Genomic DNA, 11579 nt, shown 5'->3' on the forward strand with positions numbered 1-11579 from the left:
ATCATGCAGCGTATTTTATTACGTGAAAACAAAATCGATCAGGAAAAAGAACACTTCTGGATCATCGGCCTAAACACTGCCGGGTACATTCTTTATATTGAACTGGTAAGTCTTGGGAGTGTAAGGGCAACGGTTATTGAGCCGATGAATGTATTCCGTATTGCAGTGATGAAAAATGCAACACGGGTGATTGCCATTCATAACCACCCCAGCGGTGTCGTCACCCCTTCGAATAACGATGAAGATGTCACGGACCGCCTGATTCAAGTCGGACGCATTCTGGATATCACCCTGGAAGACCATCTTATTATTACACCCACCACTTACTTGAGTTTCAAGGCCATCGGGCTCATGAATAAGCTTGAGGCAAGCCTTAAGTATGTACCCACCTATCAGGTGATCGAGCGTGTCAGAAAGGAAGAGAAAGCGACTGCCAAAGAAGCCATTAAAAACGCTAGAGATGCCATAAAAATTGAGCGCGAACAAAAAGATACATTAATCGTTGAGCTAATCAACAGGGGCACGCCCATTGACACCGTTGCAAAGATATTGGGGAAATCACCGAAATCCATAGAAAAACTCATCAAGAAAGAGCAGCAGTAATCCCCGCCACTCGCACATCTAAAGGTTGCTTAAGGAAAAGCCATGGCCACTTTAATCCCTACATTAAATAGCTGCTTATCTCGAATGACGCTTGGAGAGAAACGGCTTGCCCGTATCTTAGAGGCCAAGCTAGATGACGACTACTGGTGTTGGTATGACGTGCCTGTCGGAAATAAAAGCCTCCACCCTGACTTCATTATTCTTCATCCTGGTCGTGGGCTATTAATATTGGAGGTTAAAGACTGGAAAACAGAAACCATTACCGGCCTTGATAAAGAGTACGCAACGCTGATAACTGAGCGCGGCCTCGTCAAAGAAAAAAACCCCCTTAGGCAAGCCAGAAACCATATTTTCTCGATCACAAACCTATTAGAGAGAGACCCTCTGCTCGTTTTTTCAGGTGGGCACAGGCAAGGGAAATTGATGTTTCCTTATGCTTTCGGCGTTGTCTTAACAAATATCACACGGAAGCAGTTCGATGATGCTGAATTATCCGGAGCGATTCCTGAGCACTGTGTCATCTGTAAAGATGAAATGACAGAACGGGTTGATGCCGAACTTTTTCAACAGCGCTTGTGGGAGATGTTCCAGTATAAAATGCGTGGAACGATCAGTTTGCCGCAGATTGACCGTATCCGCTGGCACATTTTCCCAGAGATTCGTGTCCCCGAGCAGCGGGATCTATTTGCTAATGAGCATGACGATCCAATAGCAGAGCTTCCGGACATCCTGAAAATCATGGATATTCAGCAAGAGCAACTTGCCCGCAGTTTAGGGGAGGGCCACCGCATTATTCATGGCGTAGCCGGCTCAGGAAAAACCATGATATTGGGCTATAGAGCCCAATATTTGGCTCCCCTGGTCAAAAAGCCGATTCTTATTCTTTGCTTCAACCGTAAGCTGGCTGAAACATTAGAGCAAAGCATGAGCAGCAGAGGCTTAGGCGAGAAAATTCACGCCATGAATTTCCACCAATGGTGTTATCGCCAGCTTAATGCTTACGGTATCGACCTGCCAAAAAGCAAAAACGACAAGACCCCCGAGGGGAAAAAACAGTTTTATTCTGATTGTGTAGAGCTGGTTATCCGGAATGTGGATCGTGGGCTTATACCCGGCGGCCAATATGATGCGATCCTCATTGATGAGGGGCATGACTTTGAAGACTCATGGCTCAAATTAGTTCTTCAAATGATCAACCCAGAGAGTAACGCGCTACTTGTTCTCTACGACGACGCTCAGTCTATTTACCAGAAAAAGAAAAAAATCGTATTCTCGCAATTGGGCATTCAAGCCAGAGGGCGCACCACCATCCTCAAGCTGAACTACCGGAACACCATAGAGATCCTTACAGTAGCCAAAGCCTTTGCAGAAGAATTGCTACATCCAGATAATCAAGATGAAGACCAACCACCTGTCATAGAGCCTGTCGGAGCCGGGCTTCGCGGACCATTACCTCTATTGATCAGGCTGCCCACCCTTTATAAAGAGTATGAAAAGATAGCCGACATTTTGATAGAGCATCAGCAGGCTGGCATGCCTTGGCGAGACATGAGCATCATCTATCGCTGGAACTATATGGCCGAACAGATTAAAAATATCTGCCAAAAAAAAGCCATCCCAATCAAGAGCAACAAAGATCAAGATGGAGTTAGCTTACTTACCATGCATGCCAGCAAAGGATTGGAATTCCCACTTGTCTGTATCCCAGCAGTAGGAATGCCTGCCAAATACGAAGACTCACGTACAGAAGAAGCCAGACTACTTTATGTCGGAATGACCCGAGCCACTAAACACCTAGTCATGACTCACGGAGAGAAATCTCATTTCTCTGAAAAACTAGGAAAAATCATAGGCGTAATTAATATGCAAACGCATAGAGATCTTTGATCTAAGCTCTATCTATTAACATGGCAAACACATCAGGCACAGATGGATAATCTCCTCCATGAAAACAGATGCCTGCAAACTCAGTCCCCAAGGGGCACCTCTAAAAACGTGGGCGAGACGGTCAGCACAAGGCAAAAAGGCGAAAGACACGGTAAATGAACATTTTGCGCACGAGCCTGTTCTTAACGTCGCGATGACAATTCAGGTGGTTTTTTGGGTTTCCTAAACCGCCTACCACCTATTCCCGCCCCTCGTCCTCATCCCCCCACCCCGCTGCCTGCTCCAGCAGGTCGGGGGCGAGGCTCTTGCTGGCGCGGGCGCCCAGCAGCTTGAGGTTCTCGGCGCGGGAAATGAGGTTGCCGCGCCCGTCCACCAGCTTGTTGCGGGCAGCGGCGTAGGCCTTGTCCAGTTGCTGCAGGCGGCTGCCCATCTCGTCCAGGTCCTGGATGAAAGCGACGAACTTGTCGTACAGCGCCCCGGCGCGCTCGGCGATCTCGCGGGCGTTCTGGGTCTGCCGTTCCTGGCGCCAGAGGCTGTCGATCACCCGCAGGGTGGCCAGCAGTGTGGTGGGGCTGACGATGACGATATGCTGGTCGAAGGCTTCCTGGAACAGGCCGGGGTCGGCCTGCAAGGCGGCGGCGAAGGCGGCTTCGATGGGGACGAAGAGCAGCACGAAGTCCAGGCTGTGGAGCCCTTCCAGGCGCTGGTAGTCCTTTACCGAGAGGCCCTTGAGGTGGCCACGCAGGGAGCCGACGTGGGCCTTGAGGGCCTGGAGGCGGGCGTTCTCGTCCTCGGCGGTGAGGTAGCTCTGGTAGGCGGTGAGGCTGACCTTGGCGTCCACCACCACCTGCTTGTCGCCGGGAAGCTGGATCAGCACGTCCGGCTGGAAGCGCTGGCCGTCGGGGCTGTTGAGGCTGACCTGGGTTCGGTACTCGCGGCCCTTCTCCAGGCCGGCGTGCTCCAGCACCCGCTCCAGCACCAGCTCGCCCCAGTTGCCCTGGGTCTTCTGACCCTTGAGGGCGCGGGTGAGGTTGGTGGCTTCGTCGCCGAGGCGCTGGTTGAGCTGTTGCAGGCGCTCCAGTTCGCGGCCGAGGGAAAAGCGCTCGCGCGCCTCCTGTTGATAACTCTCCTCGACGCGCTTCTCGAAGGCCTGGATGCGCTCCTTGAGCGGGTCGAGCAACTGGCCGAGGCGCTGTTGGCTGGTTTCGGCGAAGCGCTGCTCGCGCTCGTCGAAGATGCGCCCAGCCAGTTCGGCGAACTGGGCTCGCAGGTCGTCGCGGGCGGCCTGCAGGTCGGCCAGGCGCTGGGCGTGGGCCTCCTGCTGCTCACGCAATTCGGCAGCCAGGGCGGCGCGTTCGCTGTCGAGGCGGCGCAGCTCGGCGTCCTTGCTGGCGCGCTCGTCGTTCCAGCCGGCGACGGCTTCACGGGCGGCGCGGCGCTCCACGGCCAGCAGTTCGGACTCGCGGCGCAGGGCAGCCAGTTCGGCCTGCTGGTCGGCGTTGAACTGGTTCAGTTCCCGCACTTCCGCCCGGCAGTCCTCCAACTGGGCGGCGAGGCCGTCCTGGGCCAGTTGGGCAGTGGCCAGGCGCTCGTCCAGCACCAGGCGCTCGGCCTCCAGGGCAGTGACCCGGCGTTGCTGGCGCCAGGCCAGGCCGAGCAGCGGCGCGGCGGCCAGCAGCAGGCCAAGCAGCAGGTTGGGCAGATCGAGTGGCATGGAGGGCTCCGCGGCAGGGTGCCGGGCAGTATACCCAGCGCCTTTGGGGCGGTCAGGCCTGGGGCAGGCGGGTCAGCAGGCGGCTGGCCTCATGGGAACCCTGGGCGGCGGCCTGTTCCAGCCAGTGGCGGGCCTGCTGCAGTTCCTGGGTACGCGGCTGGGTGTAGAGGCGCCCCAGTTCGAGCTGGGCGCGGCGGTCGCCGGCACGGGCGGCCTGACGCAGCAGGTCGAGGCCGATGCGGCGGTCGCGGGTGTTGCCACAGTCCCGGCAGAGCATCTGCCCGAGGCGGCTCTGGGCGGCGACCACGCCCTGACGGGCGGGCTGCTTGAGCAGGCGGCCGGCGATGCGCTTGACGCTGTCAGCCTGGCTCAGGCGCGGGCTGTCCAGCAGCCACAGGGCGACGCGCAGCGGCAGGCGCTGGTCATCAGTGCGGGAAGGGTCGACGGCGGGAGTGCGAAACTTCATTGAAAGGCAGGGGAAGCCGAGAAGGCGCGCCACTCTACTCCTTTTTTCCCACAGGTAAAGACTTGCCAATATCCACAGTCGGCGTTCTAGAGGGCCGCCTTGGGACAATCCACAGAAGCTGTGGATAACTTTGTGAAAAACGTGCTCACACTTCTTCCGGAGCCTGATGGAATGGGCGCTCCAGACAAATTGGCGATTTTTTCACCAGTTGAAAAAGTCCTTATTTTTCATTGTTTTAGATTGACAAGACGAAAAATCAAATGGTTGCGCGCGTTTTTGACTGCCAAATGACAGGGTGCTTCGCGAGTGTGCACAACTGCGTTCACGCCCCCGCGCGAACGCCCTGTTTCAGGGCGTTTGGCGGGAGTCTGGAGGGCCCATTTCGGGTCACGCCGGCTGGGGGATGACGCCGTCCACCAGGAAGGCTTCGCGGCGGAACAGGCGGGGCTGGTCCGGCGCCTGGGCGTGCTTGTAGGCGACGTAGTCGGCGGTGGTTTCGCAGAACCAGGGGGTGAGGTTGCGCGGGCGCCGTTCGGTGAAGGCGTCGGGGGTGAACAGGGCGATGTTCAGCCCCTGCTGCGGGCAGCGGGCGGAACGGTATTCGAAGGCTTCGACCCCGGCGGCGCGCATGGCAGCTCCCAGGGCCTGGGTGGCGCGGTAGTCGCGGCGTTCGACCAGCGCCGGGTAGGCATCGAACGGCGGGTTCTGCAGGCTCACGCCGCGCTCCACCTGGAAGCGCGCCTCGAAGGAAGCGTGCTCCGAGAGGATGCGCCCGCTGGGCGGTGGGGTGGCCATGCCGCTCCACAGCACGAAGCGGTAGAAGGCGCCTTCGGCCATGGCCGTCTCCAGGCGCGCGGCGGCGTAGAACAGGCTGGGCTCGTGCACCGTGCCGAAGCGCGAGCCCCAGCGCAGCGGCGGGTAGCGGAACGGGGTCTTGAGCAGGTAGTGCAGCGGCTCGGCGCTGCGCGGCAGGGGCGGTTTGCTGGTCTCGATCAGTTCTTCCAGCAGGGCCTGTTCGGCAAGGTTGTCCACCAGTTGCAGGGTCGCCACCTGCTCCTGGCTCTCCACCAGGCGCACCACGCGCCCGCGCAGGGGGGCGATGTGGCGTTCGCCGTCGCATGCGCTCCAGATGTCCATTTCCATGCGCTTGAATCCTCAGACCTTGCCGCGAATGGCGTCGAGGTACTCCACCACCCGCACCAGCCCCTGCACCTGCCCCATCAGCTCCAGGGGCACGCCACCGAGGTGACGGTTCTCGGTGCGCAGGAAGTGGCGCATGTCCTCGAGGTTGCCGCCGAACAGCGCGAACAGGGCGCGGTAGATGCGGATCACCAGCAGCGCCAGTTCACCGGTCTTGCTCTGCGGGCGGATGCTGCCGGCGTCGGCCCAGCGGGTGACGACGGTGCGGTGGACGCCGACGATGTCGGCCAGTTGCTGGCGGGTCAGCCCCAGTTGCTCGCGGGTGTTGAGCAGGGCCTTGGCCAGGACGGCGTCGGGATCGAGGTGGGGGCGGGTCAGCGCGCTCATGGCATTCCTCCGTGCGATAGCATCAATATACATCACCAATGCTGCTTTATCACACACTGCGACTGCCTGCGGGCGGATCGACAGCCAGGCGCCAGGACGTAGAATGGCCCACCCACGCGAACCGGACCGACCATGGACAAAGCCCACCTGCTCCGCCTCATCCTCGACCGCCTGGCCGACGACCTGCAGCTGCTGCAACGGGCGGCCCAGACCGCCTACGAGACGGCGACCCACGAGGAGAACATCGCCGAGAACAAGTACGACACCCTCGGCCTGGAGGCGTCCTACCTGGCCACCGGGCAGGCCCGCCGCGCGGCGGAGATCCGCCAGGCGATAGGCCTGTACGAGGCGCTGGTGCTGCGGCCCTACGACCCGGAGCGCGGCATCGCCCTGGGTGCGCTGGTGTGCCTGGGGGACGAACAGGGCGGCGAGCGCTGGCTGTTCCTCGGCCCGGAGGCGGCCGGCCTGCAGGTCCAGGCCGAGGGTGCCGAGGTGACCGTGATCACCCCGCGCGCGCCCCTGGGCCAGGCCCTGCTGGGCAAGCGCGAGGGTGACGAGGTGGTGGTCGCCCCCGCGGGCGCGCGCCAGGTGTACGAGGTGCTGCAGGTGGCCTGACCGGCTAGCCTTGCGCCCATCCAGAAGGAGATCGACATGACCCGCCGCACCCGCCCGCCCCTGCGTATCGCCTATTCCCCGCTGCAACTGGTGCTGTGCATCGCACTGGGCATCTGGCTCGGCGCGGTCGCCCTGGTGGCCACCGCCTGGCTCGGCTACCAGGCAGTGGTGGCCCAGGCCTGGAGCCAGGCGCCGGGGCGTGCCGCCCTCCCCTCCATTCCGCCAGCCGATGCACCGGCGCCCCAGGCGGACAAGGGCAGCGAGATGTTCCAGCACTACCAGGAGCGGCTGGACGCCGCCCAGCAGCGCGACAACGAACGGGCGGAGGCCCGTGACCGCGCGCAGAGCCCGCAATGCCAGTTCTGGCGCGAGCAGCAGCGCAACGCGCCGACGGAGAAGGCCCGGCAGAACGTCGAACGCTTCTGCCAGTAGCGCGCCCGACCAAGCGACCTGCACTTTCCGCCCATCGGGCTGCCCAATCTGCATGAGGTGGCCTGGCGCCATCCGACGAATGCCCTGTCACCTGCCGACCGGAGGCCATGCCCCGACACACCCGGCGAAGCGGCGCGGACTAGACTTTCCAGCAGGCGCCCACACGCGGGTGCCAAGGCGGTTGTTATGAGTCCTGAAGTCTTTATCGTGCTGTTGGTCCTGGGCTGGCTGCTGGTCGCAGTGGCCATGTTGTGGGGCATGTTGCGCCTCACCCATCACCACCACCATCCCACCACCCGAGCGCCACGCCAGGCGGCCCAACCACGCAAGCCCGGCAAGCCTGGCAAGCGGCGCCAGCTTCTGCACTGACCCCGTGCGGCCCTGGGCATCCCTGGCTCAGGGCCGGCGGAAGCTGTGGGTCACCACGCCGCGAACCCGCCACGCCTCGCCTGGTGCGAGCGTCACCGGCGAGTAACCCTCGCTGGCGGCGCGCAGCACCTGCTGGCCGCTTTCCAGGCACAGCCGGCGGATGCAGAAGTCCCCTTCGATCACCACCACCACCAGGCTGCCGTCACCCGGCTGCAAGGAGCGGTCGGCCATGAGGATGTCCCCGGCGTACAGGCCGATGGCGCTCATGCTGTCGTCCTCCAGGCGCAGGCTGAAAGTCTGTGGGATATCGACACCAAGCAGGTCGTCCAGCGGCGCGCTGCGCGCCAGGTGCAGGCGGACCGGCTGCTGGGCGCCCTGGTCAAGGGCGAGGGTGTAGAGCGGCAGGGTGGCGTACGAGGGGCCGAGGCGGCCGATGATGCGGACAGTCCCCATGGCGGATTCTCCGAATACTGTTCATGCATACAGTATTTCGAGAAAGGAAACGTCGTCAACCGGGAGAAGCCCTTGCGCCGAGGCCACCGGCGCAAGGGAACAGCGGGGATCAGCGCACGTAGTCCGAACCCCAGCGGTCGCTCTGGCGAACGCTCTGGGAGCGCAGCAGGGCCTTGCCGCCGCCAGCGGCCTTCGCAGCGGCGATCTCGTCGTCGATCACCTTGGTGGAGATGGACAGCCAGCTGGTGACGAAGGCCATGGCGTCGGCGTGCAATTCCAGGGCCTCAAGGCTGATGTTGGCGGTGCTGTCGCAGGCGTTGTGGTAGCACGGATCGAACGGCTTGCCGGCAGCACCACCGTACTTCTGCGCCTGCTCGGGGGTCTTGATGTCCTCGGCGCCGGTGAACAGGCCGCCGAAGGGAATGCCGTCCTCGAAGAACTTCGCATAGTCGGAGCGGAAGTCGATCTCGGTGCCTTCACTGGCCTGGTTGCGCAGCTTGAAGTAGGCCTCGAACAGGCGCTCGATGGCGCCGGAGCCGGGCGGGCCCTGCAGGCCGAAGGACGAGCCGTCACCGTCGTAGATCTGGTTGGCGTAGTTGGGCGAACCGATCATGTCGAAGTTGAGATAGGCCTTGATCTTCTTCTTCTCCTCGGCGGTGAGGTTGTTCACGTAGTAGGTCGAGCCCACCAGCCCGGCCTCCTCCGCGCCCCACCAGGCGAAACGCACCTTGTTCAGCGGGTAGGCTTTGCGCAGCAGCACGGCCATTTCCAGCAAGGCGGCGCTGCCGGAGCCGTTGTCGTTGATGCCCGGGCCTTCGAACACTGAGTCCAGGTGGGCGCCGGCCATCACCACATTGTTCGGGTTGCCGTAGCGGGTCTCGGCGACCACGTTGTAGGTCTGGGTCTTCTCGCGCACCACGTCCACCACCATGCGCAGTTGCAGGCCCGGGGTCTGCGACCAGGCCACGCCGTTGTCGTAGGTGGCGAACATTACCGGCACGCCGCCTTCGTAGCCGTCGCCGAGGGTGACGTTCTCCAGGCCCTTGCGCTCGTCGGTGTTGCCTTGGTTGAAGATGATCACGCCCGCTGCCCCGGCGGCGGCAGCGTTCTCTGCCTTGACTTCGAAGCTGCAGGTGCCGCGCTGGACCAGGGCGATGGCACCGCTGGGGAAGTTGGCGAAGTCTTCCGACTCGCAGCCGCTGCTGCTGGTGTTGCCGGCGCCCAGGGCCAGGTCCACCGGCACCACCGGGGCGCTGATGTCACCGGCCTCGGTCTGGGAGAGGTAGTTGAAGTCGGTCTCCCACACGTAGCTGCCCGGGGCGGGCGCCACGGCGCTCAGGGTGCCCGGCCCCTTGGGGTAGAAGGCGGTGAAGGGGAACGGCTGCACCGTGACCTTGTAGCCGGCCTTCTGCAGGGTGCGCTTCACGTAGTCGATGGAAGCCTGGTAGCCCGGTCGGCCGGCCGCGCGATTGCCCTCGTTGAGGCTGGCGATGTCTTCCAGGGCCTGCAGCCGTGCGAACACGTTGCGTGCCTGCATGCAGCGCGGCAGCCCCAGGGGCGTGCCCACCAGGAGCGGCGAGTTGCAGATGGCGGCATTGGGCTTGCCGGGGCTCCAGTATTCCTTGAACTGCTCGGCTTCCGAGCCAGGGCTCGCCAGGGCGGCGGTGGAGAGGGCGAATGCGAGTGAACCGGCAACACGTTTGACGTTGTTCTTCATGTTGACTCCAATCCATTTGAAGTGGCTTTAGGCAGGCCTGGGAATGGCGCAATGCCATTGTCCGTACGGCATCCTTCGGACGGCCTCGAACCTAGACTGGACGGTGTAGCCGGGGTTCTCCGGGAGAGTGGCCGGTTTAGTGAAATCTGTCGCTTTTTTGATACAAAAAGGCGCAAAGGGCCTTAAACGACAACGAAACGCCGATTATTTGCCAGCAATCTGCCAGCAATTTGACACCTGCATTCCGCATCAAGGCCCGGCGCCCACACTCCGCCTCAACCCAGCCACACGGACAACTCCACGTCGCCGCCAAAAGGCACCGACAGGTAGCCATTACCGGGCGCGCGGACGCGAGCCAGGTACTCAGGGCTGTGGTCGGCGTTGTCGGCAATCACCAGCGCCCCCACCCGCAGGTGTGGCTCCACCAGCGCCAGCACCTCGGGGTACAGCGCCTTGGCACCGTCCAGCAGGAGCAGGTCGACCGACTCGGGCAGGCCCGTGCGCAGGGTCTGCAGGGCATCACCCCGGCGGATCTCCACCAGGTCCAGCAGGCCGCCGACCTCCAGGTTGCCCCGCGCCCGCGCCACCTTGCCGGGCTCGAACTCGCAGGTGATCAACCGGCCGCCACCGTTGTCCCGCAGGGCGGCCGCCAGGTGCAGGGTGGAGATACCGAACGAGGTGCCGAACTCGACGATCTGCCGGGCGCCGCTGCTGCGGGCCAGCATGTACAGCAGGCGCCCGGTCTCCCGCGAGACCGGCAGCGGCAGGTCGCGCAACTGGGCATACAGCTCCAGGTAGTCGGTCTTGCTGTGCATGAGCCGGGCCAGGGCCGCGCCGTCCAGCCCGGCCAGGGCGGGATGGTCGTCGACGGACAGGGCGTCGGCCTGCTGGAACAGGCTGTCCAGCAGGGAAGCAAGGGGGGCGGTGGTGAGGGTGGTCATGGCGACTCCGTGGGTCAGGTTGAGCGCTGTGTTGCGCCTGAATATAATGCGACGATTTAGTCACATTCACCCATTCGCATTCCGCCGAGCCCTCATGCCCGAACGCCGAAACCCGCGCATCGCCACGCGCAAGGAGCCCCAGCAGGCCCGTTCCACCGAACTGGTGGCGAGCATCCTCGACGCTGCTATTCAGGTTTTGCAGAAGGAGGGCGCGGCGCGCTTCACCACTGCCCGGGTCGCCGAACGCGCCGGGGTGAGCATCGGCTCGCTGTACCAGTACTTCCCCAACAAGGCGGCCATCCTGTTCCGCCTGCAGAGTGACGAGTGGCAGCGCACCACCGGCCTGCTGCGGCAGATCCTCGAAGACCGCGAGCAGCCTCCGCTGGCCCGCCTGCGCTATCTGGTGCAGGCCTTCGTCCAGTCGGAATGCGAAGAGGCGGACATGCGCACCGCCCTCAACGACGCCGCCCCGCTCTACCGCGACGCACCGGAAGCCAGGGAGGCCAAGGCCTACGCCAGACGGTTGTTTCTCGCCTTCGTCGAAGAAGCCCTGCCGGCCGCCACCGATGAGCAACGCGCCCTCGCCTGCCAGTTGCTCACCACTACCCTCGGCGCCGTGGGCAAGAACTTCTCCGAACAGCCCCGCACGGCCGAAGCCATCCATGCCTTCTCCGAAGCGCTGGCGGACATGCTCTGTGCGTACCTGCGGGGGTTGGGGGCGGAGTGATCGGCCGTTATGTCTCGGACGGGCTGTTTACGTGCGCCCAGCCTCCACCCCTTCGCCGCTGTCTGGTTGCGTCGAAACAAGCACTCTAGAGAGGCTGGGTAGGTTTTGGCCTTTCCCGGTAAAACTCG

Annotated in this window: 13 protein-coding genes; 6 read left to right on the forward strand and 7 right to left on the reverse strand. The window is 62.4% G+C overall.

Annotated features, from left to right (window positions below; genetic code table 11):
* A partial coding sequence (locus tag A9G05_RS17375; RefSeq protein WP_083272604.1) for a JAB domain-containing protein occupies positions 1–603 on the forward strand: 603 nt, incomplete at its 5' end.
* 42 nt (positions 604–645) lie between these two features.
* Positions 646–2490 (forward strand): DEAD/DEAH box helicase, encoded by a 1845-nt coding sequence (locus tag A9G05_RS17380; RefSeq protein ID WP_069562168.1) that lies wholly within the window; start codon positions 646–648, stop codon positions 2488–2490.
* 238 nt (positions 2491–2728) lie between these two features.
* On the opposite strand, the gene rmuC is transcribed toward A9G05_RS17380, so the two are convergent.
* From rmuC to A9G05_RS17400, 4 genes are all read right to left on the reverse strand, one after another.
* On the reverse strand, positions 2729–4090 hold the full coding sequence (rmuC, locus tag A9G05_RS17385; protein WP_171902731.1) for a DNA recombination protein RmuC: 1362 nt from the start codon (positions 4088–4090) through the stop codon (positions 2729–2731).
* Between the two features lie 166 nt (positions 4091–4256).
* Complete coding sequence (locus tag A9G05_RS17390) at positions 4257–4670, reverse strand: tetratricopeptide repeat protein (protein ID WP_069562170.1); 414 nt, start codon at positions 4668–4670, stop codon at positions 4257–4259.
* Between the two features lie 387 nt (positions 4671–5057).
* The gene (locus A9G05_RS17395) at positions 5058–5807 is read right to left on the reverse strand and encodes an RES family NAD+ phosphorylase (protein ID WP_069562237.1); all 750 of its coding nucleotides are present in this window, start codon (positions 5805–5807) and stop codon (positions 5058–5060) included.
* 18 nt (positions 5808–5825) lie between these two features.
* Positions 5826–6197, reverse strand: a complete 372-nt coding sequence (locus tag A9G05_RS17400) for an XRE family transcriptional regulator (protein ID WP_044405544.1) — start codon at positions 6195–6197, stop codon at positions 5826–5828.
* Positions 6198–6329: 132 nt separating this feature from the next.
* Here A9G05_RS17400 and A9G05_RS17405 point away from each other — a divergent pair, with 132 nt between their 5' ends.
* From A9G05_RS17405 to A9G05_RS17415, 3 genes are all read left to right on the forward strand, one after another.
* Entirely contained in the window at positions 6330–6812 is a 483-nt protein-coding gene (locus A9G05_RS17405; RefSeq protein ID WP_069562171.1) for a GreA/GreB family elongation factor, read from the forward strand.
* Positions 6813–6848: 36 nt separating this feature from the next.
* Positions 6849–7244 (forward strand): hypothetical protein, encoded by a 396-nt coding sequence (locus tag A9G05_RS17410; protein ID WP_069562172.1) that lies wholly within the window; start codon positions 6849–6851, stop codon positions 7242–7244.
* A gap of 186 nt (positions 7245–7430) precedes the next feature.
* Entirely contained in the window at positions 7431–7613 is a 183-nt protein-coding gene (locus A9G05_RS17415; RefSeq protein WP_069562173.1) for a hypothetical protein, read from the forward strand.
* A 27-nt stretch (positions 7614–7640) separates the two neighbouring features.
* Here A9G05_RS17415 and A9G05_RS17420 read toward each other — a convergent pair whose 3' ends face one another.
* The 3 genes from A9G05_RS17420 to A9G05_RS17430 all read right to left on the reverse strand — a co-directional run bounded on the left by A9G05_RS17420 (position 7641) and on the right by A9G05_RS17430 (position 10724).
* Positions 7641–8066, reverse strand: coding sequence for a LexA family transcriptional regulator (locus A9G05_RS17420; protein WP_069562174.1), 426 nt, complete (start codon positions 8064–8066; stop codon positions 7641–7643).
* Between the two features lie 109 nt (positions 8067–8175).
* On the reverse strand, positions 8176–9783 hold the full coding sequence (locus A9G05_RS17425) for a M28 family metallopeptidase (RefSeq protein WP_069562175.1): 1608 nt from the start codon (positions 9781–9783) through the stop codon (positions 8176–8178).
* A 275-nt stretch (positions 9784–10058) separates the two neighbouring features.
* Positions 10059–10724, reverse strand: coding sequence for an O-methyltransferase (locus tag A9G05_RS17430; RefSeq protein WP_069562176.1), 666 nt, complete (start codon positions 10722–10724; stop codon positions 10059–10061).
* A 94-nt stretch (positions 10725–10818) separates the two neighbouring features.
* Here A9G05_RS17430 and A9G05_RS17435 point away from each other — a divergent pair, with 94 nt between their 5' ends.
* On the forward strand, positions 10819–11451 hold the full coding sequence (locus A9G05_RS17435; protein WP_069562177.1) for a TetR family transcriptional regulator: 633 nt from the start codon (positions 10819–10821) through the stop codon (positions 11449–11451).
* The last annotated feature ends 128 nt before the right edge of the window (positions 11452–11579 follow it).

The sequence above is a fragment of the Pseudomonas sp. ENNP23 genome, from assembly GCF_001728945.1.
Taxonomy (GTDB): domain Bacteria; phylum Pseudomonadota; class Gammaproteobacteria; order Pseudomonadales; family Pseudomonadaceae; genus Metapseudomonas; species Metapseudomonas otitidis.